This is a genomic window from Streptomyces sp. XY006 (assembly GCF_002237655.1).
Lineage (GTDB): Bacteria > Actinomycetota > Actinomycetes > Streptomycetales > Streptomycetaceae > Streptomyces > Streptomyces levis.
In genome coordinates this window covers 94,558-117,227 of sequence record NZ_NOKT01000020.1, presented here as the reverse complement: position 1 = coordinate 117,227, position 22,670 = coordinate 94,558, and the positions used below count along the sequence as shown (strand labels likewise).

At 71.9% G+C, this 22,670-nt stretch carries 27 protein-coding genes; 21 read left to right on the top strand and 6 right to left on the bottom strand.

The window, feature by feature from the left end:
* Window positions 1–38 precede the first annotated feature (38 nt).
* Window positions 39–818, bottom strand: coding sequence for a response regulator transcription factor (locus tag CHR28_RS23540; RefSeq protein ID WP_094055673.1), 780 nt, complete (start codon window positions 816–818; stop codon window positions 39–41).
* A 172-nt stretch (window positions 819–990) separates the two neighbouring features.
* Between CHR28_RS23540 and CHR28_RS23535 the strand changes: the two genes are divergently transcribed.
* The 9 genes from CHR28_RS23535 to CHR28_RS23500 all read left to right on the top strand — a co-directional run bounded on the left by CHR28_RS23535 (window position 991) and on the right by CHR28_RS23500 (window position 6,598).
* On the top strand, window positions 991–1,842 hold the full coding sequence (locus CHR28_RS23535) for an alpha/beta hydrolase (RefSeq protein ID WP_179272538.1): 852 nt from the start codon (window positions 991–993) through the stop codon (window positions 1,840–1,842).
* A 54-nt stretch (window positions 1,843–1,896) separates the two neighbouring features.
* Window positions 1,897–2,151 carry a MoaD/ThiS family protein gene (locus CHR28_RS23530; protein ID WP_094055671.1) on the top strand — a complete coding sequence of 85 codons (255 nt, stop codon included), beginning with the start codon at window positions 1,897–1,899 and terminating at the stop codon, window positions 2,149–2,151.
* Between the two features lie 3 nt (window positions 2,152–2,154).
* A complete protein-coding gene (locus tag CHR28_RS23525) occupies window positions 2,155–3,309 on the top strand; it encodes a hypothetical protein (protein WP_094055670.1) in 1,155 nt (384 codons plus the stop codon).
* Window positions 3,310–3,478: 169 nt separating this feature from the next.
* On the top strand, window positions 3,479–4,216 hold the full coding sequence (locus CHR28_RS23520; protein WP_094055669.1) for an LmeA family phospholipid-binding protein: 738 nt from the start codon (window positions 3,479–3,481) through the stop codon (window positions 4,214–4,216).
* A gap of 200 nt (window positions 4,217–4,416) precedes the next feature.
* On the top strand, window positions 4,417–4,497 hold the full coding sequence (locus CHR28_RS39005) for an Ms5788A family Cys-rich leader peptide (RefSeq protein ID WP_350751515.1): 81 nt from the start codon (window positions 4,417–4,419) through the stop codon (window positions 4,495–4,497).
* A 137-nt stretch (window positions 4,498–4,634) separates the two neighbouring features.
* Window positions 4,635–5,480 carry a sulfurtransferase gene (locus CHR28_RS23515; protein ID WP_094055668.1) on the top strand — a complete coding sequence of 282 codons (846 nt, stop codon included), beginning with the start codon at window positions 4,635–4,637 and terminating at the stop codon, window positions 5,478–5,480.
* Window positions 5,481–5,523: 43 nt separating this feature from the next.
* Window positions 5,524–5,811: a DUF1416 domain-containing protein gene (locus tag CHR28_RS23510; RefSeq protein ID WP_003991226.1), complete on the top strand. Its 288-nt coding sequence runs from the start codon at window positions 5,524–5,526 to the stop codon at window positions 5,809–5,811.
* 87 nt (window positions 5,812–5,898) lie between these two features.
* Window positions 5,899–6,159 (top strand): DUF3099 domain-containing protein, encoded by a 261-nt coding sequence (locus tag CHR28_RS23505; RefSeq protein WP_094055667.1) that lies wholly within the window; start codon window positions 5,899–5,901, stop codon window positions 6,157–6,159.
* A 43-nt stretch (window positions 6,160–6,202) separates the two neighbouring features.
* Window positions 6,203–6,598 (top strand): VOC family protein, encoded by a 396-nt coding sequence (locus CHR28_RS23500; RefSeq protein WP_094055666.1) that lies wholly within the window; start codon window positions 6,203–6,205, stop codon window positions 6,596–6,598.
* On the opposite strand, the gene CHR28_RS23495 is transcribed toward CHR28_RS23500, so the two are convergent.
* Window positions 6,592–6,954, bottom strand: a complete 363-nt coding sequence (locus CHR28_RS23495; protein WP_094055665.1) for a DsrE family protein — start codon at window positions 6,952–6,954, stop codon at window positions 6,592–6,594. The genes CHR28_RS23500 and CHR28_RS23495 overlap by 7 nt on opposite strands.
* A 203-nt stretch (window positions 6,955–7,157) precedes the next feature.
* Between CHR28_RS23495 and CHR28_RS23485 the strand changes: the two genes are divergently transcribed.
* Genes CHR28_RS23485 through ygfZ form a run of 3 tightly spaced genes read left to right on the top strand, consistent with a single transcriptional unit; the run spans window position 7,158 to window position 9,163 of the window.
* On the top strand, window positions 7,158–7,733 hold the full coding sequence (locus CHR28_RS23485) for an FABP family protein (RefSeq protein ID WP_094055664.1): 576 nt from the start codon (window positions 7,158–7,160) through the stop codon (window positions 7,731–7,733).
* Window positions 7,734–7,749: 16 nt separating this feature from the next.
* The gene (locus tag CHR28_RS23480; protein WP_094055663.1) at window positions 7,750–8,187 is read left to right on the top strand and encodes a Fur family transcriptional regulator; all 438 of its coding nucleotides are present in this window, start codon (window positions 7,750–7,752) and stop codon (window positions 8,185–8,187) included.
* A 10-nt stretch (window positions 8,188–8,197) separates the two neighbouring features.
* A complete protein-coding gene (ygfZ, locus tag CHR28_RS23475; protein ID WP_094055662.1) occupies window positions 8,198–9,163 on the top strand; it encodes a CAF17-like 4Fe-4S cluster assembly/insertion protein YgfZ in 966 nt (321 codons plus the stop codon).
* A 19-nt stretch (window positions 9,164–9,182) separates the two neighbouring features.
* On the opposite strand, the gene dtd is transcribed toward ygfZ, so the two are convergent.
* Window positions 9,183–9,608, bottom strand: a complete 426-nt coding sequence (gene dtd, locus CHR28_RS23470; protein WP_094055661.1) for a D-aminoacyl-tRNA deacylase — start codon at window positions 9,606–9,608, stop codon at window positions 9,183–9,185.
* 212 nt (window positions 9,609–9,820) lie between these two features.
* Here dtd and CHR28_RS23465 point away from each other — a divergent pair, with 212 nt between their 5' ends.
* The 3 genes from CHR28_RS23465 to CHR28_RS23455 all read left to right on the top strand — a co-directional run bounded on the left by CHR28_RS23465 (window position 9,821) and on the right by CHR28_RS23455 (window position 13,024).
* Window positions 9,821–10,447: an RsiG family protein gene (locus tag CHR28_RS23465; RefSeq protein WP_094055660.1), complete on the top strand. Its 627-nt coding sequence runs from the start codon at window positions 9,821–9,823 to the stop codon at window positions 10,445–10,447.
* Between the two features lie 160 nt (window positions 10,448–10,607).
* On the top strand, window positions 10,608–11,870 hold the full coding sequence (locus CHR28_RS23460) for a GNAT family N-acetyltransferase (RefSeq protein ID WP_094055659.1): 1,263 nt from the start codon (window positions 10,608–10,610) through the stop codon (window positions 11,868–11,870).
* 251 nt (window positions 11,871–12,121) lie between these two features.
* Window positions 12,122–13,024 (top strand): winged helix-turn-helix domain-containing protein, encoded by a 903-nt coding sequence (locus CHR28_RS23455; RefSeq protein ID WP_094055658.1) that lies wholly within the window; start codon window positions 12,122–12,124, stop codon window positions 13,022–13,024.
* Window positions 13,025–13,062: 38 nt separating this feature from the next.
* Here the strand turns inward: CHR28_RS23455 and CHR28_RS23450 are convergent, their stop codons facing one another.
* Window positions 13,063–13,251 carry a hypothetical protein gene (locus CHR28_RS23450; protein ID WP_094055657.1) on the bottom strand — a complete coding sequence of 63 codons (189 nt, stop codon included), beginning with the start codon at window positions 13,249–13,251 and terminating at the stop codon, window positions 13,063–13,065.
* 182 nt (window positions 13,252–13,433) lie between these two features.
* On the opposite strand from CHR28_RS23450, the gene CHR28_RS23445 reads away from it, so the two are divergent.
* Entirely contained in the window at window positions 13,434–14,303 is an 870-nt protein-coding gene (locus tag CHR28_RS23445; protein ID WP_094055724.1) for a GntR family transcriptional regulator, read from the top strand.
* Window positions 14,304–14,332: 29 nt separating this feature from the next.
* Complete coding sequence (locus CHR28_RS23440) at window positions 14,333–15,040, top strand: HAD family hydrolase (protein ID WP_256984363.1); 708 nt, start codon at window positions 14,333–14,335, stop codon at window positions 15,038–15,040.
* Between the two features lie 15 nt (window positions 15,041–15,055).
* On the opposite strand, the gene CHR28_RS37525 is transcribed toward CHR28_RS23440, so the two are convergent.
* Complete coding sequence (locus CHR28_RS37525; RefSeq protein WP_143655879.1) at window positions 15,056–15,250, bottom strand: hypothetical protein; 195 nt, start codon at window positions 15,248–15,250, stop codon at window positions 15,056–15,058.
* 170 nt (window positions 15,251–15,420) lie between these two features.
* Here CHR28_RS37525 and CHR28_RS23435 point away from each other — a divergent pair, with 170 nt between their 5' ends.
* From CHR28_RS23435 to CHR28_RS23420, 4 genes are all read left to right on the top strand, one after another.
* Window positions 15,421–16,320, top strand: coding sequence for a winged helix-turn-helix domain-containing protein (locus tag CHR28_RS23435; RefSeq protein ID WP_256984362.1), 900 nt, complete (start codon window positions 15,421–15,423; stop codon window positions 16,318–16,320).
* A 192-nt stretch (window positions 16,321–16,512) separates the two neighbouring features.
* Window positions 16,513–18,597: an aminoglycoside phosphotransferase family protein gene (locus CHR28_RS23430; RefSeq protein WP_094055655.1), complete on the top strand. Its 2,085-nt coding sequence runs from the start codon at window positions 16,513–16,515 to the stop codon at window positions 18,595–18,597.
* A gap of 40 nt (window positions 18,598–18,637) precedes the next feature.
* Window positions 18,638–19,264, top strand: coding sequence for a TetR family transcriptional regulator (locus CHR28_RS23425; RefSeq protein WP_094055654.1), 627 nt, complete (start codon window positions 18,638–18,640; stop codon window positions 19,262–19,264).
* A gap of 41 nt (window positions 19,265–19,305) precedes the next feature.
* Window positions 19,306–21,321 carry a HelD family protein gene (locus CHR28_RS23420; RefSeq protein WP_094055653.1) on the top strand — a complete coding sequence of 672 codons (2,016 nt, stop codon included), beginning with the start codon at window positions 19,306–19,308 and terminating at the stop codon, window positions 21,319–21,321.
* A 154-nt stretch (window positions 21,322–21,475) separates the two neighbouring features.
* On the opposite strand, the gene CHR28_RS23415 is transcribed toward CHR28_RS23420, so the two are convergent.
* On the bottom strand, window positions 21,476–22,669 hold the full coding sequence (locus CHR28_RS23415; protein WP_094055652.1) for a GDSL-type esterase/lipase family protein: 1,194 nt from the start codon (window positions 22,667–22,669) through the stop codon (window positions 21,476–21,478).
* Window position 22,670 lies beyond the last annotated feature (1 nt).

The following is a 22,670-nucleotide window of genomic DNA, read 5'->3' as shown; positions in this document are numbered from 1 at the left end:
CGAAGAGGGATGCCCAGGTCGGCGGCGGGATACGCCTGCTACGCCTTGGCGCCGGCCTCGGCGGCGTCCAGGGCGGCCGACTCGTCCGCGTTGTCCGGCTTTGCCGTGGCCGCCTTGGCCTTCGCCTCCTCGGCGGCCCGCTCCACCTTCTCCGGCGTAACGAATCGATAACCCACGTTCCGGACGGTGCCGATCAGCGACTCGTGTTCGGGGCCGAGCTTGGCGCGCAGCCGCCGTACGTGCACGTCGACCGTGCGCGTGCCGCCGAAGTAGTCGTAGCCCCACACCTCCTGCAGCAGCTGGGCGCGGGTGAAGACGCGGCCCGGGTGCTGCGCGAGGTACTTCAGCAGCTCGAACTCCTTGAAGGTCAGGTCCAGGACCCGGCCCTTGAGTTTGGCGGAGTAGGTGGCCTCGTCGACCGACAGGTCGCCGTTGCGGATCTCCATGGGGGAGTCGTCGCTGACGATCTGCTGCCGGCCCATGGCCAGGCGCAGGCGCGCCTCGACCTCCGCGGGTCCGGCGGTGTCGAGCAGGACGTCGTCGATGCCCCAGTCCGCGGTGACGGCCGCGAGGCCGCCCTCGGTGACGACGAGGATCAGCGGACAGCCCGGCCCGGTGGAGCGCAGCAGCTGGCAGAGGCTGCGGACCTGCGGGAGGTCGCGCCGGCCGTCGACCAGGATGACGTCGGCACCCGGGGTGTCGACCAGGGCGGGGCCCTCCGCGGGGGCCACGCGCACGTTGTGCAGGAGCAGTCCGAGGGCGGGGAGCACCTCCGTGGACGGCTGGAGGGCATTGGTCAGGAGCAGCAGAGAACTCATATGTCTGGTTCCTCCTCGGTCCCTGCGAGGACGTTTGTTGGCACAGCACCGCTCTGCGATCCCGAAGGCCCCGTACACCTGCGGTTTCCCGCTTCGTATACAACGCTTCCGAAAGCACAAAAGGACCCGGGGGCGTCGCTGCCCGAGTCCTCTGCCCAGCAGAATAGCCCACATGAGCTCTTCTCCGGCAGGTCATGTGGCGCGTTCCACCGATCGTCCGCACTCCGAGACGACCGCGGGAACGGCCGTTCGGGTGCTGGTGAGGACGTTTCTCCGCACGTCCGACGGGGTGGCGATCGACGCCGTATACGAGCCGGGAGCGGCTGTATACGACGCCCCGCAGACACTTTCCGCTCATCCCGTGTTCGTCGTCGCCCACGGCTTCACCGGCGCGGTGGACCGCCCGCACGTGCGGCGCATCGCTCAGGCGTTCGCCCGGTACGGCGCGGTGGTCACCTTCTCCTTCCGCGGGCACGGCCTGTCCGGCGGGCGCTCCACGGTCGGCGACCGCGAGGTGCTCGACCTGGCGGCGGCGGTGGAGTGGGCCCGGGACCGCGGGCACGCGCGCGTGGTGACCGTCGGCTTCTCCATGGGCGGCTCGGTGGTGCTGCGGCACGCGGCCCTGCACCCGGGGCGGACCGACGCGGTGGTGTCGGTGAGCGCGCCCGCCCGCTGGTACTACCGGGGGACCGCGCCGATGCGGCGGCTGCACTGGCTGGTGACCCGGCCCGAGGGGCGGGTGGTGGGCCGGTACGGGTTCCGCACCCGCATCCACCACCGGGACTGGGACCCGGTCCCGCTCTCCCCGGTGGAGGCGGTGCCCGCGATCGCCCCCACCCCGCTGCTGATCGTGCATGGCGACGCCGACGGCTACTTCCCCCTCGACCATCCGCGGATGCTGGCGACCGCCGCCGGTGACCAGGGCGAACTGTGGGTGGAGCCGGGCATGGGGCACGCCGAGCACGCGGCGGGCGACGGGCTGCTGGCCCGGATCGGGGAGTGGGCCGTCGGCCGGGCGGGCTAGCCTGACGGGGTTCACCGTCGGGTGAGCCCGTTGTGAGTCCGAGTGAGGAAGCAGATGCCAGAGGTCACGGTCCGCTACTGGGCCGCCGCCAAGGCCGCGGCCGGGGTGGCCGAGGAAGCGTACGAGGCGGCCACGCTCGCCGAGGCGCTCGACGGGGTGCGCGAGCGGCATCCCGGCGAACTGGAGCGGGTGCTGCGGCGCTGCTCGTTCCTCGTGGACGGTGATCCCGTGGGCACGCGCGCGCATGAGACGGTACGGCTGGCCGACGGCGGCACGGTCGAGGTGCTCCCGCCGTTCGCAGGAGGGTGAGCGATGACCAACCAGCCGTATGACGGCTACCAGGACGGTTACGGCGGCCACGGCGGTCACGACAACGCCCACGGCGGCTACGGCAACGCCCACGGCGGCTACGACGGCCGGCACGGGTACGACGGCCAGGGCGGTCACGACCCGTACGGGCAGCAGCAGCCGCAGGGAGCGCAGGCGTGGCCCGGGCAGGGACAGCACGGGTACCCGGGACACCAGGGGTACGAGGACCCGTACGCCGCGCAGCAGTACACCCAGCAGTGGCAGGGGCAGACCTGGGAGACGCAGACGCAGCAGCCGGTCACCGTGCCGGCCGCCGCGGACACCGCGTATCTGCCGCAGCAGGGCAACGAGGCGCCCGCGCCGGCGCCCGCCGACTACGGTCCCGCCACCCTCGCCGGGAACAAGCGGATGACCGACGCGCAGCGGGCCCGGGCGGAGGGACGCTCACCGATCATCGAGCCCGGGATGCAGCCGGCCGCGCTGACGGCGCTGCTGGGGCTGCTGCTGGCCGGTGCGGCGGCGGTCGGCACGTACGCGCTGCTCGTGCCGCTGGTGGCGCTCCAGGCCGTCACGGCGGCGGGCTGGTTCCGGCTGAACGGCATGTGGCCGGCGCGGCAGGGCATCGCGCTCGGGTTCGCCGGGGCGCTGGCCGCGGACGCGGCACTGCTGGTCTCGGGACGGTCGCCGTCGGCGATCCTCGGGACGCTGGGCGTGTGGGTGCTGCTCGCGCTGGTCCTCCAGCTGCGGTCCCACGCGGACCCGGACGAGCGGATGTACGGCCTGATGGCGACGGTCGCGGCGTCGGCGCTGGCGATCGTGGCGGGCGGGTACCTCGCGGCGGACGCGGAGGCGGTGACCGTGGGAGCGGTGGCCGTGGCGGTCGCGGTCCTGGCGCGTGCGCTGCCCATGCCGACGGCGGCGTCGGTCGTGGTGGCGCTGCTCGCGGGAGCGGGCGGCGGTGTGGCGGCCGGGTGGCTGACGGGCCTGGGCGCCTCGGGCGCGCTGCTGGGCGTGGGCGCGGCGGGGTGCGCCCTGATCGGGCACCGGGCCGCGAGCTACGACTACCCGTCGCGCTTCGTCCACTTCACGGCGGGCGTGGCCCTGCCGCTGTCCGCCGCCGCACCGGCCGTGTACGTCCTGGGCCGGGCGCTGGGCTAGCACGTCGCCGCCTGCGCGGTGGTGGCGGTCGAGGCGCCCCGGCCTGTCACAGATGATCGACAAACCCGGGGCCCGTGCCGCACACGGAGTTACCCTCACCCCAGTGGGCGGCCACACCCGGTCGTCAGGGACCGCTGTCGCACAACGACTGGGTGGGGGACAACACCGCATGCGAGCACTGCGAATACTGCTGATCTTCGCCGTCGTACTGGGCGGGCTCTTCGTGATCGCCGACCGCCTCGCCGTGAACTTCGCCGAGGACGAGGCCGCCGACCGCCTGAAGACCACCGAGAACCTGGCCACCACGCCCGACGTCTCCATCAAGGGCTTCCCGTTCCTCACCCAGGTCGTCGGCGGCTCCCTGGACGACATCGAGGTCGGCATCGACACCTACGAGGCCGCCGCGGGTGACGGCGCTCGGAAGATCCGTATCGACGACCTCCGGGCGGACATGAAGGGCGTCGAGTTCTCCGGCGACTACAGCTCCGCCACCGCCGCCACGGCCACCGGCACCGCGACCGTCGCCTACGACGAGCTGCTGAAGACGGCCAAGTCGGAGCCCACCCAGGTCGCCCCGGGCGTCACCGCCAACGTCGTCGGCCTCTCCGACGGCGGCAACGGCAAGATCAAGGTCGCCGTCGAGGCCACGGTCCTCGGCACCAGGCTGCCCGAGCCGGTGTCCGTGCTGAGCACCGTGACGGTCGTCGACGGCACCGTGCGGGTCAAGGCCGACGGGCTGCCCAGGTTCGCCGGTGTCGACCTGGCCGAGAACCGGGTGCGCACCATCACCGACTTCCAGCAGCGGATCGACGGCCTCCCCGGCGGCATCGAGCTGGACAAGGTGCAGGCCGCCCCGGACGGCGTCGAGATCACGGTGAAGGGTTCCAACGTCCGGCTCGCCGGGTAGAACGCACCCGGGCCGCCACCAGGGCTGTCCGGTGGGCGAGACGGCAAAGTCCGCAGCGTAGATGTGACGGCGGTCCCGGGCGGGCCGGGGCCGTGCGCGGCATGGGTCCGAGCGCTCGCGATCCCGCCATTCGGACCATCGTGTCTCACTATGCGACACGCCGGTGACACGCCCGCCCGACCGTCCCTACGATCGACAGCATGAAGCGACAGGCGGACCTCACGAAGCGGCGGGCAGTAGACCTGTGCCGCGTCGCCGCCATGCTCTGTCGCCCCTTCTGAGCGACCGCGCCGGCCGTCGAGCCGGTGGGCGCATCCCCGCCGCCCTGCATCAAGGGCATCCGTGTGCCGCCCCGTCATGGGCGCGCGCCCCGCAGAATTCGCACGCCCCGCCGCAACTGCCCCGGAGGAGAAAGAGCATGAGCCGCAGCGACGTCCTGGTCGACGCCGACTGGCTCCAGGAGCACCTGGACGACCCGACCATCGCCATCGTCGAGGTGGACGAGGACACGTCCGCCTACGAGAAGAACCACATCAGGAACGCGATCCGCATCGACTGGACCAAGGACCTCCAGGACCCGGTCCGCCGTGACTTCGTCGACCAGGAGGGCTTCGAGAAGCTCCTGTCGGAGAAGGGCATCGCCAACGACCACACCGTCGTCCTCTACGGCGGCAACAACAACTGGTTCGCCTCGTACGCGTACTGGTACTTCAAGCTCTACGGCCACGAGAACGTCAAGCTCCTCGACGGCGGCCGCAAGAAGTGGGAGCTCGACGCCCGCGAGCTGGTCGCGGGCGACGAGGTGCCGGAGCGTCCGAAGACGGACTACAAGGCCAAGGCCCAGGACACGTCCATCCGCGCCTTCCGGGACGACGTCGTCGCCGCCATCGGTTCCCAGAACCTGGTCGACGTGCGCTCGCCCGACGAGTTCTCCGGCAAGCTCCTCGCCCCGGCCCACCTGCCGCAGGAGCAGTCGCAGCGCCCGGGCCACGTGCCCAGCGCCCGCAACATCCCGTGGTCGAAGAACGCCAACGACGACGGCACCTTCAAGTCGGACGAGGAGCTCAAGGCCCTCTACGAGGAGGAGAGCGTCGACCTGGCGAAGGACACCATCGCGTACTGCCGCATCGGTGAGCGCTCCGCGCTGACCTGGTTCGTCCTGCACGAGCTGCTCGGCGTCCAGAACGTCAAGAACTACGACGGTTCCTGGACCGAGTACGGCTCCCTCGTGGGCGTGCCGATCGAGCTCGGCGCCGGCAAGTAAGCGACCCCGACCGACCTCTCCCCAACCCCTACAGGAGTACGACATGTGTGGTGCGAAGGCCGGCGGCCCCGACGCCTCGACGATCAAGCCCGGTGAGACCACGATCCAGGGTCAGGTGACCAAGGACGGCGAGCCCGTGGTGGGCTACGTCCGCCTGCTGGACTCGACCGGCGAGTTCACGGCCGAGGTGCCGACCTCGGCGACCGGACAGTTCCGCTTCTACGCGGCCGAGGGCACCTGGACCGTCCGTGCCCTCGTGCCCGGCGCCACCGCCGACCGCACGGTCGTCGCCCAGCAGGGCGGACTGGCGGAGGTCGCGATCGCCGTCTGACGGCGACCGGTTTTCACAAGGGCCGCACCCACCGGGTTGGACGCCTGGGGTGCGGCCCTTCGGCCTGCCCGGACCTACGCTGGAGACATGTACGCACGGCGGCGGCGCACCTACTTCGCCATGATGGGCCTGTGCATCGGCCTCTTCGTCCTGGCCTGGGGCGTCGTGCGGCTGTGGTCCGTGCCCGTGGCCGTCGGGATGTGCGTCGTCGCCATGGTCATCCCGCCCGTGGCGGCCATGGTCGCCAACCGGCGCGGCCCCGAGGACCGGTGGTGGGACGACCCTTCCGGCGATCCCCAGTCCGACGAGTGGTGGGACGAGCTGGACGGCAGGAAACGCCCACGGTGAGGCTCGGGGGAGCCCTCCCGGCCGCCCGGGGTATCCCGGCTCCATGAGACTGACAGCGGCAGTGCTGGACGCGCCGGACGCCCGGGAACTCGCGGGCTTCTACCTGCGGCTGCTGCCCGGCTGGGGCGTGTGGCGGGACGAGGACGGCCCCGACTGGGTGCACATCCGGCCGCCCGGCGGCGGGACGGGCCTGTCCTTCCAGACCGAGCCCGCCTACGTGCCGCCCGTCTGGCCGAGCGGCCCGGACCGGCAGCAGATGATGGTCCACCTGGACATCGAGGTCGACGACGTGGCGCGGGAGACCGCCCGGGCCCTGCCCCTGGGGGCGCGGCTCGCGCAGTTCCAGCCGCAGGACCACGTCCGGGTGCTGCTGGACCCCGCCGGCCACCCCTTCTGCCTCTGCACGGACCAGACCCTGCCGCCCGGGGAGGCTCAGTAGACGAGGGCCTGCGTCTCGTCCGCCAGCGCCTCCTGCACGAAGACCTGCGCGCCCGCGATGCGCACGCCCTCGATGACGTCCTTCTCCGTGATCTCGCGCCGGGCCGCGCACTGCGTGCACAGGGTGACCCGGCCGGCCGCCAGGACCGACTCCAGCAGGTCGGGCAGGGGCGCCGCGTGCGGCAGCTCGAACTCGGCGGCGCGGCCGGGGAGCGCGAACCAGGCGGACTCGCCGGTCAGCCACAGGGAGACGTCGACGCCGCTCGCCACGGCCACCGCCGCGACCGTGAACGCCTGGGAACACCGCTCGGGGGCGTCCGCCCCGGCCGTCACCTTGATCACCAGCTTCTTCGCCATAGCCGGAATCGTAGTGCCGCGAGGGCCCGCGTAAGCTGGGGCCGGCCCTGTGCTTACATCCGCACCCCGCTCAAGGAGCACCCCGTGGAGCTTTTCTTCGAAATCCTGTTGGTCCTGGTCGCCGTCGGCGTCCTCGCGTTCGCCGGACTGACCGTGAAGAAGCTGTACCAGGGCCAGCGCTGACCCACCTCTAGGAAGTTCTGATGATCGAGATCCCGTCCGACCTCCACAAGGACCTCGTCCCGCTCGCCTTCCTGCTCGGCAACTGGGCGGGCGCCGGCGTGCACGACTTCCCCGGCTCCGAGAAGTGCAACTTCGGGCAGGAGGTCGCCTTCACCCACGACGGCCGGGACTTCCTGGAGTACCGGTCCCACACGTGGGTCCTGGACAACGACGGCAACAAGGTCCGCCCGCTGGAGTCCGAGCACGGCTACTGGCGCGTCGACGCCGACCGCAAGGTCGAGGTCACGATGACCCGCGACGACGGCGTCATCGAGATCTGGTACGGCGAGCTGGCGGACAAGAAGCCGCAGATCGACCTCGTGACGGACGCGGTGGCCCGCACGGCCTCCTCGCAGCCCTACACCGGCGGCAAGCGGCTGTACGGCTACGTCAAGAGCGACCTGATGTGGGTCGGCGAGAAGCAGACCCCCGACGTCGAGCTGCGCCCCTACATGTCGGCCCACCTGAAGAAGGTCGTCACGCCGGAGGAGGTCGAGCGCTGGGCCAAGGCCCTGCCCGACGACATGCCGGACGACGGCATCGCCTTCTTCAAGTAGTCCTAGACTCGTCCGTGTGGTGAGCACCGACTGGAAGAGCGATCTGCGGCAGCGCGGCTACCGGCTGACCCCGCAGCGGCAACTCGTGCTCGAAGCCGTGGACACCCTGGAACACGCGACCCCCGACGACATCCTCGTGGAAGTGAGGAAGACGGCGTCGGGGGTCAACATTTCCACGGTGTACCGGACGCTGGAGCTCCTGGAGGAGCTCGGCCTGGTCAGCCACGCGCACCTGGGCCACGGGGCACCGACGTACCACCTCGCGGACCGGCACCACCACATCCACCTGGTGTGCCGGGACTGCCAGAACGTGATCGAGGCGGACGTCTCCGTGGCCGCCGAGTTCACGGACAAGCTGCGGGAGACCTTCGGGTTCGACACGGACATGAAGCACTTCGCGATCTTCGGCCGGTGCCGGGACTGCACGCTCAAGGCTTCAACTACCGAGTCGTAGGCTTGGGGATATGAAGAGCCCTCTGCTGACCCTGCCCGGTGCCGTCCCCGCCGAGGGCGTGGACGAAGGCGTCGCCGCCCACTACGGCGATCTGTTCCGGGAGCAGCGCGCCCTCGCCGACGGCGCCGGATTCGTGGACCTCTCCCACCGGGGGGTCGTCACCGTCACCGGCGAGGACCGGCTGGCCTGGCTGCACCTGCTGCTCACCCAGCACGTCAGCGAGCTCCCGCCGGGCCGTGCCACCGAGGCGCTGATCCTCTCCGCGAACGGCCACATCGAGCACGCCCTGTACCTCGTCGACGACGGGGAGACGGTCTGGGCCCACGTCGAGCCGGGCACCCAGGAGGCGCTGATCGCCTACCTGGAGTCGATGAAGTTCTTCTACAAGGTCGAGGTCGCCGACCGGACCGCCGACATCGCGGTCGTCCACCTGCCGGCCGGCTCCATCGCCGAGGTCCCCGAGGGCGTCGCCGTCCGGGAGACCCCGCACGGCCGGGACCTGTTCCTGCCGCGCGCCGACCTGGAGGCGTACGCCGCGCAGGCCGGGCCGCCCGCCGGGATCCTCGCCTACGAGGCGCTGCGCGTGGAGCAGCACCGGCCCCGGCTCGGCTTCGAGACCGACCACCGCACCATCCCGCACGAGCTGGGCTGGATCGGCTCGGCGGTGCATCTTCAGAAGGGCTGCTACCGGGGCCAGGAGACGGTCGCCCGGGTGCAGAACCTGGGCAAGCCGCCGCGCCGCCTGGTCTTCCTGCACCTGGACGGCAGCGAGGTCCACCTGCCGGTGGCCGGCACCGAGCTCCGCCTCGCGGAGGACGGGCCCGACGGCCGGAAGATCGGCTTCATCACGACCTCCGCCCGCCACCACGAGCTGGGCCCGGTCGCCCTCGCCCTGGTCAAGCGGAACGTGGCCGTGGACGCTCCGCTGGTGGCCGGTGACACGGCCGCGGCCCAGGAAGTCGTCGTCGAGCCGTAAGGCTTGTAGATCTTTCGGGTCAGATTTCGATCAGCACGGTGAACGGGCCGTCGTTCGTCAGTGATACACGCATCGCCGCCCCGAAACGGCCCGTCGCCACCGTCGCGCCCAGCGAGCGCAGCTGAGCCACCACCTCGTCCACCAGCGGCTCGGCGACGTCCCCGGGGGCGGCCGCGTTCCACGTGGGGCGGCGGCCCTTGCGGGCGTCTCCGTAGAGCGTGAACTGGCTGATCACCAGCAGGGGGGCGCCGGTGTCGCTGCAGGACTTCTCGTCGTGCAGCATGCGGATCGACCACAGCTTGCGGGCCAGCTGGGCGGCCTTCTCCTTGGTGTCCTCGTGGGTCACGCCGACGAGGACGCACAGCCCCTCGCCCTCGATCGACCCCACCGTCTCGCCGTCCACGACGACGCTCGCGCCGTCCACCCTCTGCACCACAGCTCGCATGTGTCCATCATGCCGGGAGGTGAAGTCAGTGCCGCGTGCGGTGCGCGCATGGCCCGAAAGGGTGGTTTGCGCCGGGCGCCAACTGCCAGTGCTGGACCGTATTTTGCTGCTTAACCGCCCATCTGGGGCCTATCGGGGGCACTCGTTCCCATAGCGGCCACTTGGGGTGGCACGATGCATTCACACACCGGTCGAGGGGACGGTTGAGGCACATGAGCACACCAAGCACCGGGCAGCACCCGGGGGCTGTCCGGTCGGCATACACGGGGATCGGGACGTCGGAGTACCACCGGCCGCCCACCCAGCGCACGGACAGCCCCCGGCTGCCCGGGGACGCTCCCGGGCCCGGTCCGACCGCGCTGAGCCTGCCCGAGCTGCGCGCGCTGCGCCGCGAGGCCCAGCGCGACGAGGCCGACCTCAGCTATCTGCGGCGGCTGCTGCAGGGGCGTATCGACATCCTGCGCGCGGAGCTGGCGCGGCGCACGCCGGTGGAGGTGGCCCCCGCTCCCGCGGAGGCGTCCGTCGTGGAGCGGCTGGCGGAGATCCTGCAGGACGCCCCGGCCCGGCACCGCTCCTCCGCCCGGCACGTCACCCTGGGCACCCCGCAGGGCGAGGAGTACCGGCGGCTGGCCGCGGAGATGCTCGACGAGGTCGAGCTGTCCGACCTGGACGCGCGTACGGACCTGGAGCTGAACACGGGGATCGCGCGGCTCGTGCGGCACGAGCAGCAGGTCTCCCGGCGCCGGCAGCGGCTGCAGCGCACGGCCGACGAGTGCAGCGCGGAGATCGCGCGCCGCTACCGGGAGGGCGAGGCGCAGGTCGACGACCTGCTGCACTGAGCCGCCTCCCTCCAGGGGGCCGGGGAGGGGCCGGCCGGACATCGGCGCCCCCGAGGTTCGGCGCCGGGAGCCGGTCGGACATCGGCGCCCCGAGGCTCGGCGCCGGGGGCCGGTCGGATATTGGCGCGACACCGGCCGGCCCTCCGCCTAGCGTGAGGCCATGACCTCCGCCTCACGTGCCGACGGCATCGACGTACGCCCCATCACCGAAGCAGAGTTCACCGACTGGCTGCGCGCCGTGAACACCGGCTTCCTGCGGGTGCCCGCGCTGTCCGAGGAGGAGATCGAGGGCCGCCGCGAGCGGTTCGTCCCCGGCCGCTACCTCGGCGCCTTCGACGGCGGCCGGTGTGTGGCGACCTTCCGCTCCTTCGACCAGGAGCTCACGGCCGTCGGCGGGGCGGGCGTCAGGGCCGACGCCGTCTCGGGGGTCACCGTCCACGCCACCCACCGCCGCCGGGGGCTGCTCAGCCGGATGATGGCGCGGGACCTGGCCGCCGCCAGGGAACGCGGGGACGTCGTCGCCACGCTGGTCGCCGCCGAGTACCCGATCTACGGCCGCTACGGCTTCGGTCCGGCCACGTGGATGGCCGAGTGGACGGTCGACGTGCCGCGCGTCGGTCTCGACGCCCGCTGGGCGGGCCCGGCCGACGGCGGCCGGATCGACCTGGTGGACGGTGAGGAGGTCCGCAAGCTCGGCCCCGAACTGCACGCGCGGCTGTGCCGCCGCCAGCCCGGCGCCATCGACCGCGACGAGCTGTGGTGGAAGTGGAACACCGGCGCCGTACGGGTCGACCCGTCCTGGAAGGACCCCTTTTACGTCGTGTACCGCTCGGCCTCCGGCGAGGTCGAGGGCATGGCGGCGTACGACGTGGACGACAACTGGGGCGATGCCAAGCAGCCGTTGAACACGGCGACGGTGCGCTGGCTGACCGGCGTGACGCCGGCCGCGGAGCGCGCCCTGTGGCAGTACCTGTGCTCGGTCGACTGGGTCGTGAAGGTCAAGAGCGGCTGGCGGGCCCCCGACGACCTGCTCCCGCACCTGCTGCCCGATCCGCGGGCGGCCGCGATCACGTCCCTGGCGGACTGGCTGTGGGTGCGCATCCTCGACGTCGAACGGGCGCTTGAGGCGCGGACGTACGAGGGGGAGGGGACGCTGGTGCTGGAGGTCGCCGGCGTGGACGGGCTGACCGGCGGGCGCTACCGGCTGGAGGCCGCGCCCGGTGGGGCGGTGTGCGCGCCCACCACCGCGAGCGCGGACCTGACGCTCGGCGTGGGCGAGCTGGGGGCGCTGTGGCTCGGGGACGAGTCGGCGGTGCGGCTGGCGGCGCTGGGGCGGGTGCGGGAAGAACGAGCGGGCGCCGCCCGGAAGGCCGACGCCCTGCTGCGTACGCCCAGGCGGCCGTGGTGCCCGGACCTGTTCTGAGCCGCTCCCTTCTGCCGGTGGACGGGGACCCGCATCCGTAGCGAGCTGTTCGGTTGTGGTGGTCGTGCCGGTGGGGCTCCCGGCTCCCCTCCGGAAGGGAGCCCCCGAACGGACTGGCCAACGCCCTGAAGGTCTGACCATGTCACGCAAGTTGGTGACCAACTTCTCTGTACTTATCTCCACTTGGAAGCGGCTCATAACCACCTTCCGCCGAACTGCCCAAGGATGGCGGGAAGTTGTAGCGTTGGGATGTGGACCCCGAACACGCCTCCGTCAATGGGCGGAAGAGGTCGCAGCGGTCACAGAGAACACATCGCGAGGTGGCCGACGAGCTGCGCGCCCGGATCAGGTCGGGGGCGCTGCAGCCGGGGCAACGCATGCCCACCCAGGCCCAGCTGGCCCACGAGTTCGGAGTCGAGCGCGGAGCGGTGCGCCGGGCGCTGCGCATCCTGCAGGGCGAGCGGTTGCTGGCCAACGTCTCCAAGGGCAGCCCGGCGACCGTCGCCGCGGATCCGGCCGGGCCGCTGACCGGCCCGGAAGCGCCGCCGCTGCCCACGACGGTGGCGCTCGCGCCCCGGATCGCGGCGGCCTTCGCGGCGGAGCACGTCGAGATCGACGCGGTGTGCCTGACGTCCGTCTCGCTCACGCTCGCCATCGGTGAGCCACTGCGCCAGATCCACGCGGGACGGCTGAAACCGGCCAAGGTCGACGTCCGGGTCCTGCTGCCCAGCCGGGACATCGACCTCGCCTTCCCGGTGCCGGTCGAGGGGCACGGCGACGACTGGGTGCACGAGCGGTGGCTGGCGATGCGCAACGCCCAGGGGCAGGTGCTCCGGCACAATCTGCTGGCCCTGCGCGCCACCCACGGCATCGACGTGCACGTCACGTTCCGGGCGCTGCCCTTCACCCCGCCGGTGAAGCTGTACCTGCTCAACGGCGCGGAGGCGCTGTTCGCGTACTACACGCTGACCCGCCGGGAGGCGGAGTTCGACCACGAGCACCTGGAGATGTACGACGCCCAGGGCACCCGGTCGATGCTGTTCTCCTTCCGGCAGGGGCCCGGCCTGCGCGACACGACGTTCGTCGAGCAGTCGCACCTGTGGTTCAACGCACTGTGGGAGACGATCAGTTCGGAGCTGGTGCTCACGAGCTGAGGTCTCCCACGGTGGTTGATCCGGGCAGGCGCGGTGACTCATCGGGCGGGTCCCGTCATCAGCAGCGCGAGGACGACGGCCCCCACGGAGCTGACGGCCGGGCTCTTGGCCTTGAGGCCCACGGTGAGAAGGAGCAGGCCGACGATGCCGGCCGGGCCGTACTTCCACTGCACGAGCTGCTCGAAGGCGACGACGAAGGCGGCGGAGAGGAGAGCGAGGGCAGGCATCGGATTCCCCCTTCGGAAGCAAAACTTCCGCCAACTCCAAGAAGTTGGCAACCAACTCTGATTAAGTTGTCCCCACTTGGCCGCTAGTCATAAACAACTTTCAAACAACTCCCGCTAGATGGATCAGAGTTGTAGCGTTTGGTCGTGACCCCGGAGAGCGTGGCAAGGACGTGGCGGAGGACGTGACGGAGAACGTGGCAGTGAACGGCAGCAGAAGGCTCTCGCCCCAGGAGATCGCCGACGACCTGCGGGAACGCATCCGCGCCGGCGAGCTCAGGCCGGGCGACCGGCTGCCCACCCAGGCCGAACTCGCGGAGCGGTTCGGCGTGGAGCGCGGCACCGTCCGCCAGGCCCTGCGCGTACTCCAGGAGGACGGCCTCCTCACCAACGTCTCCAAGGGCAGCCCCCCACGCATCGCCGTCCCCGCCCCGGCCCGCGACGAGCCCCAGCCGACGATGGTCGGCCTGGCCCCCCGCCTGATGGAGGCGTTCTCGGCGACGGCGGTCCAGGTGGACGTGGTCTGCCACACGTCGGAGACGCTGATGGTGGCGTTGGGGGAGCCGTTGCGGCGGATCCACGAGGGCCGCAGCCGCCCCGCCTCGATCGACCTGCGGGTCCTGCTCCCGTCCCGGGACATCAACCTGGCCTTCCCGCGTCTCGTGGAGGAACAGGGCGCGGACGACGCGGTGCACCAACGCTGGCTGGAGATGCGCAACGCCCAGCTGAGGGTCCTGGAGCACAACCTGCTGACGCTCCGCGCCACGCACGGCATGGACGTACGGGTGCGGTTCCGGGCACTGCCCTTCACTCCGCCGGTCAAGCTGTACCTCCTCAACGAGCAAGAAGCGCTGATCGGCTACTACATGCTGACCCGACGCGAGGAGGAGTGGGGCGGCCGTGCGCTCGACATGTACGACGTCCTCGGCTCGCAGTCCCTGCTCTTCTCCTTCCTGAAGCGGGCGGGTCGCCGGGACGCGGCGTTCGTGGAGGAATCCCAGAAGTGGTTCGACGCCCTCTGGGAAACCATCACGACGGACCTGACACTCTCCTAGTGACTTCTGATACGACGCAGACTGGTGCGGTGACGCCAACCGAAGAACTGCGGAAACTGCTCGCTCCGGTCCGTTACGTCCTGTGGGACCTGGACGGACCGATCTGCCGGCTGTTCGCGGGCCATCCGGCCAACGGGGTGGCGCGGGACCTCGTGAAGGAGCTGCAGCGGCTCGGGCTGGACGAGCTCCTCAATGAGAAGGAACGTTTCGATCCCGACCCGCAGGCCGTGCTGCTCCTGGTCGCCCAGCGCCATGCCGACAGCGCTCCGATCGCCCGGCTGGAGGGGTGGCTGACCGAGCAGGAGCTCACGGCGGTCCCCCGGGCGTTTCCCACGCCGTACGCGGACCCGCTCATCAGGACGTGGTCGGCGCTGGGTGCCCGTTTCGCCATCACCACGAACAACTCCGCCCGCGCCGCGGCTGCTTATGTGGAGAGCCGGCAGCTCACGGGCTGCTTCCCCCACATCTTCGGGCGCACCGAGAATCTCGCCCGGATGAAACCCGACCCCCACTGCCTCTCCCTGGCCCTGGAGTCCCTGGACGCGCAGCCGTCGCAGGCCCTGATGCTGGGCGACGCCGGGACGGACTACCAGGCGGCCCGGGCCCTGGGCGTCCCGTTCCTCGGCTACGCCCGCAACCAGCAGAAGCGGGACCTGCTGGTCGCCGCGGGAGTCGACCCGGCCCACATCGTCGGTTCCCTGGAGGACGTACTGCACGCGTTGAAGGGCACGCCCTGAACCGCTGCCGAGGTGTCAGCCCTGCATCATCAGCACGGTGAAGAAGAGGAGCACCCACCAGTACAGGTGCACCCGCCGTACGTACAGGCGCAGCAGGATCAGCGTCGCTCCCGTGACCAGGAGTGCCACGCCCATCGGGCCGTAGAACACCTCCACCGCCTGTGAGATGGCGAACTGGACGACCACCCCTCCCACTCGCATACCGATCATCTGCCCTCCCCGTGTGGACCAGCCATGCGCAGCCAACTGGACTGCTATTGGACTGGTTGACTCACATTTGTTGTTCCCGGACCGATAGATCCCTTAACGAGCCGTCCAATTGGACTGAAAATCGGGTGGAAAGTGGTTTGCTCGACAGTGCGAAGCGGTACGTTCGGCATGTGAGTGAGGACAGTCACGCAGGTGTGCCGGGCAGGGCGCAGGAGCGGGTCCTGAAGGCTCTGCGGTCAGCCATGGCCGACGGCACCTATCCGCCGGGCGCCCACCTGCCACCGCAGCGAGAGCTCGCATCCCGGTTCGGCGTGGCACGGGACACCGTGCAGCGAGCGCTGAAGGTGCTGAGCGACGAAGGGCTGATCGAGTCCCGGCAGGGGAGCGCCTCCACGGTTCTGGGGCGTGTGGAACTGACCATGGCGGACACGCGGGGCCGAACTCACACGTTGGCGTCCTTCATCGGGCGGGCATTCGAGCGGCCCGAGGTCGTGCTCGACGTGTACACCCTCACGTCCGAGACTCTCGATGCGCACATCAGGCTGCAGGCGGAACGCATTCGTGCGGGAGATCTGAGTCCGGAGCGCATCACCCTGCGCATGATGGTGCCCGATGAGGAATTGGAACTGCCGTACCCGCGAAGCAAGGCGAACCCCGCGGACGGCCGGGCCCAGTCGCGGCTGCACCGGATCACCCGCGAGCACGTGGGGAGCCTGAAGCGCACCCTGCACGACCTCCGCGAGGGGGCCTGTGTGCCGTTCGTCGAAGTGCGGGTGCGCCGAGTTCCTCTGACACCCACCTTCAAGCTCTACCTGGCCCGCGGTGAAGAGGCGCTGTTCGGCCCGTACACGCTGATCGAACGCAGCATCCTGCTCGACGACACCGACGAGGAGATCGAGGCACTCGACGTGCTCGGCATAGAAGCGACCCTGACATACCACGTCAAGGACGGGGACGAGGCCTCTCCCGGGTCGTCCTTCGTCCGCAGCCAGCAGGAGTGGTTCGACTCCCTGTGGACACAGCTGGCGCGGGACGACGAGGTCCGTCAGCCTTCGCGGTTACCTCATTGAGACCACCGATCGCAAGACTCGAGTCGTGCGGGCATCGGGGCGGCGCTAGGCTCTGCAACACTTTCCAGAGCTTCGCACTTTGATCCAGGAGCGCCGGTGCCTCCGCAGCCGGTTTCCCCTCCTTTTCCCGGGAGGGCCCCCGCGCACGATCCTTACGGGGAGTTCGTGCGGCGGGCGAAGACAGACGGCGTGATGTACGACGGCCATCACAACCGGAACTTCGTCCTGCCCCTGACCGAGCCCATGGCCCAGTTCGTGAGGCGTGAGGCCGGCACCCCGGCGATAGTGCGCGAACGGGCCCTGAACGTGCTGCCCGTGGTGATCCGGACCTGGAGGGAGCCCGATGTGCTGCGCGCCATCGGCGGCGTGCTGCCCCGGGCCCCCGAGTGTCTCGCCAGGCAGAACGGTTCGGCGGTCCACAGCTATGTGGAGGGCGTCCCGTTGTCGAGCCTCCACAGCGACGGCGCACCCGTCGCCCGCCCCCTCGTCGCGTCGCTCATGCGGACGGTCGCCCGTATGTCGCAGGTCCGCAGGGAGTCCCTGCCGCTCCTGCCGGGCGTACGACCCGGCGGCGACACGGGCAGCCGGGGGTTCCTGCGCACCCTGGCCCACCTGGCCGACCGGCAGATCCGGCAGCCCAACTGGCCCGAGTTCGGAGGGCTGTTCGAGGCGCTCGGAGTGCCCGCCGACGCGCTGACGCGCCTGGCCGAGCGGATCCCCGCCATGGCACGGCGGCCGTACACCCTGCTCCACACCGACCTGCACCGCGACAACCTCATCGTGTCCACCGACGGCCGGTCCGTCGCGGTCGTGGACTGGGAGCTCGCCACCTACGGCGACCCGTTGCACGAACTCGCCACCCACCTGGTCCGGATGCGCTACCCCGTCTCCCAGTGGGACGAGGTGCGGGACGCCTGGGCCGGAGCCATGGAGGAGCTGCGGCCCTCGGCGGTCAACGGCCTGACCAGGGACCTGCGCCACTACGTCGCCTTCGAGCGGGCCCAGTCGCTGTACGCGGACGTGATGCGGGCCGCCCGGGCGCTGGACGACCGGCTCGACGACCGGAGTCTGACGGAGGCCACGGCCGCCGTCCACCGGGCGCTGGAGGCCGCCGCCGAGCCGCTCGGGCTCGCCCGGGTGCCGAGCGGGACGGAGATCGAGCGGGTGCTGCTGCGCCGGCGGGAGTCCCGGCACCGGCGGCCCACCGGCTTCCGCCCGGTCCCGCCGCTCACCTGGACCCCCGACAAGCGGGTCCCGGAACAGCCCGACTTCCCGCACTCGGCCGTCCGCGACGCCCTGGTCGCGGAGGGGATGACCCCGGCCGGCCGGGTCTTCCGGGGTACCGCCCACCTCAACTCCGTGGTCCGCGTGCCGCACATCGACGTCCCGGTGGTGGTACGGCGCCGGATCCCCTCGTTCTGCCGCCGGGAGCCGAGCCACCTCAGCGAGCACGCGGTGCTGCGCGCCATCGCCCGCTCCGAGGTGGACGTGACGGCACCCCGGGTGCTGGCGCTGGGCCGGAGCCACGGCGGGGACGCCTTCGCCATCCACACCTACGCCGGGCCGCTGCACAGTGACCGGCCCCCGAGCCACCCGGTGAACGGCCTGCTGCCGCACGAGGCCGACGGGCTGATCTACCAGCTCGGGCAGCTGACCCGGGTCGACCACGCCGGACTCGACCCGCTCACCGGGCCGTGGGACTTCTACACCTGGCTCAGCCAGCAACTGGTCGCCCTGGTGCGGGGACTGCCCCGGGAGTCGCAGCAGGTGGCGAAGGCGCTGGGGCTGCCGGACGCCGACCGGCTGAGCGAGATCCTCGCCCGGCACCGCGTCACCCCGCGCCGGCACGCGCTGCTGCACGGGGACCTCAACCCCTGGAATCTCGTCCGCCACTCCCAGCGCGACCATCTGGCCCTCACCATCATCGACTGGGAGATGGCGATGGTCGGCGATCCGCTGTACGACCTGGTCCGGCACATCCACCTCACGCCGACCAGGCCGGAGATCAGGGAGCGCATGCTGCGGCAGTGGGAGAACACGCTCTCCGCCGAGTACACCCGGGACTGGCGCAAGGACTGGCGGGTCTACCGGTGGGTCGAGATCGTCCGCTCCGCCTACGTCGACCTCGACCGGCTGGTCACCGGCTCCGGCCTGGACGCGCCCAACGTCCGCCGGGCCGTCGACTCGTACGCCATGACCCTGGCCGCCGCCACCGCCTCCCTCGGCCTCCCGGCCCGCTCGCTGGCGAACCCGTACCTCGCCCGCGCCCTCGCCTAGCCGCGGACCGGGCGGCCGGGGCACTGCGTAGGCTCCCCCCATGACCCACCCCGGCCTGCGTGAGCGCAAGAAGCAGCGGATGTACGCGACCGTGTCGGACATCGCCGTCCGGCTCTTTCTGGAGAAGGGGTTCGACGCGGTGTCCGTCGCGGAGGTGGCGGCGGCTGCCGAGATCTCCAAGCCGACGCTGTTCCGGTACTTCCCGGCGAAGGAGGATCTGGTGCTCTACCGGATCGCCGATCACGAGGGGGAGGCCGCGCGGGTGGTGGCGGAGTCCGGGGAGCCGCCCGTTCAGGCGCTGCGGCGGCACTTCCTGGCCGGGCTGGAGCGGTCCGACCCGGTGACCGGGCTCAACGACGACCCCCAGGTGCTCGCCTTCCACGCCCTGCTCTACGGGACGCCCTCGCTGGTCGCCCGGGCGCACACGCACCAGGAGCGGTCCGAGGCCGCGCTCGCCGAGGTGCTCGGGGGTGATCTCGACGCGCGGCTCGCGGCCGGGCAGGTCATGGCCGTGCTGCGGGTCCTCGCGCTGGAGAACTGGCGGCGGATCGCGGCCGGGGAGCGGGTGGCGGACGTGCGGCCCGACGCGGTGGCGGCGGCGGAGCGGGCCTTCGGCCGGCTGGCGGCCGGGTGGCCGGCGGACCGCGAGAGAAGTGGAACCGAGTAAGAGATTTAACTTGGTTACGTTTTTTGGGTACGCTCGGTGGAATGACGTCGACCGAGCCCGCCCTGCAGTCCGCCCTCGACCGGGAACGCGCCCATCACGACCGCTGCCGGGACGCCCTCGCCGCCATGGTCGAGGGCGCCGGTGACCAGGTCGTCGCCGGAGAGGACGTCTCCGCGTCCGGCGCCGACGCCGAGGTCCTCGGCTACCGGCTGCGCAGCCGGGCCAAGGCGCTGCGGGAACTGCCCGAGGGGCCCTTGTTCTTCGGCGCCCTGCGCGGGGAGCAGGGCGCGTTGCACATCGGGCGGCTGCGGATCTCCGAGCACCCGGCCGAACCGCCGCTCGTCGTCGACTGGCGCGCACCCGTCTCGCGCGCCTTCTACCAGGCCTCCGCCCGGGACCCGCAGGGCGTGGCCGTACGCCGCCGGTTCGGGTGGGCGCCTGGTAGCCGGGGCGACTCCGCCGACCTGACCGGCCTGGAGGACGAGCACCTGGGGGCGGGGGAGAGCCGGAGCAGCGAGATCGTCGCCCGGGAGATCGAACGGCCGCGGGTCGGGCCCATGCGGGACATCGCCGCGACCATCCAGCCGGAGCAGGACGACCTCGTCCGCGGTGACCTGGCGCTGTCGGTGTGCGTGCAGGGCGCGCCCGGCACCGGCAAGACCGCCGTCGGCCTGCACCGGGCCGCCTACCTGCTCTACACCCACCCGCAGCGCATCCGGCGCGGCGGTCTGCTGATCCTCGGGCCCAACCGCACGTTCCTGTCGTACATCGCGGAGGTGCTGCCGGCCCTCGGCGAGACGGGCGTGCGGCAGTCGACGCTCGCCGAGGAGATCGCCCACTGGCCGGTCCGTGCCGTCGACGACGACTCCGCCGCCGTCGTCAAGCATGACGCCCGGATGGCGCGGGTGCTGCGGCGGGCGCTGTACGCGCGCGTGCGCACCGAGGGGGCCGGCCCGCTCGCCGTGCCGGACGGGTCGTACCGCTGGCGGGTGCCGGAGGCGGAACTGGAGCGGATCGTGTCGGACGTGCGGCAGGAGGAACCGCCGTACGGGGTCGGCCGGGAGCGGGTGCGGGCGCGGATCGTACGCAGCCTGCTGGAGCAGGTGGAGCGGCGGGCCGGGCCGCCCCCGAACGCCTGGGTGCGCCGCGTGGAGCGGGCGCGGCCGGTGTCCGCGTACCTCGACGCCGTCTGGCCCCGGGTGCGGCCCGAGGAGGTCGTCGCCTCCCTGCTCGGTGACGCGGCGGCGCTGGCGGCGGCCGCCGACGGCGTGCTCGACCCCCGGGAGCAGCGGGCGCTGCTGTGGGCGAGGCCGCCCCGGTCGTGGAAGTCGGCCCGCTGGTCGGCCGCCGATCTGGTGCTGCTCGACGAGGTGGCCGGGCTGATCGAGCACCCGGAGGGGTACGGGCACGTCGTCGTGGACGAGGCGCAGGATCTGTCGCCGATGGAGTGCCGGGCCATCGCCCGCCGGGCCCGGTTCGGTTCCCTGACGGTGCTGGGTGACCTCGCGCAGGGGACGACGCCGTGGGCGGCGCGCTCATGGCCCGAGACCCTCGCCCACCTGGGCAAACCGAACGCGGCCGTGGTCGCCCTCACCACGGGTTTCCGGGTGCCGCGGGCCGTGGTCGGACTCGCCAACCGCCTGCTGCGGCGGCTGGACGTCGACGTGCCCGAGGCCCGTTCCATGCGCGGCGACGGGGAGGTGCGCGAGCGCGAGACGGCCCCCGGCGCGGTGCCCGCCGCGGTCGTGGACGCCGTACGGGACGCGCTCGGGCGGGAGGGCTCGGTCGGGGTCGTCGCCGCGGACGCGGACGTCGCCCGGCTGCGGGCGGCCCTGGACGCGGCCGGTATCGCGGCGGCGGGCCCGGAGGAACCCGCCGCCCGGGTCTCGCTGGTGCCGGCGAGCCTGGTCAAGGGCCTGGAGTACGACCATGTCGTGGCCGTGGAGCCGGCGGCCGTCGCCGAGGCGGAGGAACGGGGGCTGCACCGGCTGTACGTGGTGCTGACGCGGGCGGTGACCCGGCTGGACGTGGTGCGCGCCAGGCCCCTGCCCTTCTGAAGGGGGCTGACGAGGCCCCTGCCTTCCTGAACAGGGCTGACGAGGCCCCTGCCCTTCCGGCCGCGGCTGAGGAGGCCTGCCCTTCTGAACGGGGCCGGCACGGCACCACGTTCCGCCGCCGTACGGCTGGTGGCCGGGGGGCCACCGGCCTCGCTCAGTCGCCGGGGCGTGCGGGCTCGGCGAAGGGGCCCTTGCCGGTGAAGGCCCGCTCCGCGAAGCGTTCGCCGATGCGGCGGTGGGTGGCGGCGTCGGGGTGGACCCGGTCCGGCAGCGGGAGTTCGGCCGCGTCGGTCTCGCCGTAGAGGTCGAGTCCGTCGAGGTAGTGCAGGTGGGGGTCCTCAGCGGCGCGCTGGTGCACGATGCGGGCCATCTCCTCGCGCACGACGCCGAGCGTGAGCTTCCCGGTGGGGATCTCCGCCGGGTCGCCCATGGCGGAGAACAGCAGCCGGCCCTCGCCGACCGCGCTCAGGTCCGGGGCGGTGGGCCCGGGCGTGGTCTCGTGGATGGCGCAGTGGATGGGGGAGACGAGCAGCAGCGGCGTGTCGGGGTGCCCCTCGCGGATCGTGTCGAGGAAGCCGTGCAGGGCCGGCCCGAAGGCGCGCCGCCGCATCACGTCCTGGTTGACGATGTTGATGCCCATCTTGACGCTGATCAGGTCGGCCGGGGTGTCCCGCATGGCCCGCGCGGTGAACGGGTCGAGCATCGCGCTGCCGCCCAGCCCGAGGTTGATCAGCTCCACCCCGCCCTGCAACGCGGCCACCGCCGGCCACACGCCCGTCGGGCTCGCGGCATCGGTGCCGTGGCTGATCGAACTGCCGTGGTGCAGCCACACCCTGCGGCCCCGGTCCGGTGCGGGCTGCACGGGCGCGTCCGCGCGCAGGGCGACGAGCTCGGTGGTCTCGTTGTGCGGGAGCCAGATCTCGACGTCCTTCTCGCGCGCGGGCAGGTCCGTGAAGCGGACGGTGCCGACCGGGCCGTCGGTCACCGTGCCGCTCCACGTGGCCAGGTCGATCGTGAGGACGTTGCCGCCGTTCGCCGGGGCCTGGCCGGCCGGGCGGCCGTCGACGAGCAGGTCGTACTGGCCGTCCGGGCGGGGCGGGAAGCCGCTGTAGTCGCGCTTGGTGCGCAGGATGTCCAGCTCGACGGCGGTCGCGGCGGTGCGGAAGGCCAGCCGTACGCCGGAGGGCTGGGCCTCGGCCATGGCCAGCTGCGCGTCGGTGTTCTGGGCGCGGGCCCGGGCCGGCAGCCGGTGCGGGAGCAGGCCGTGTTCGGTGCGCTCCAGGTCGAGGGCGCCGCGCAGCAGGTCCGCGGTGAGGGGCGTGGTGATCCAGTCGGGCTCGGTGTGCATG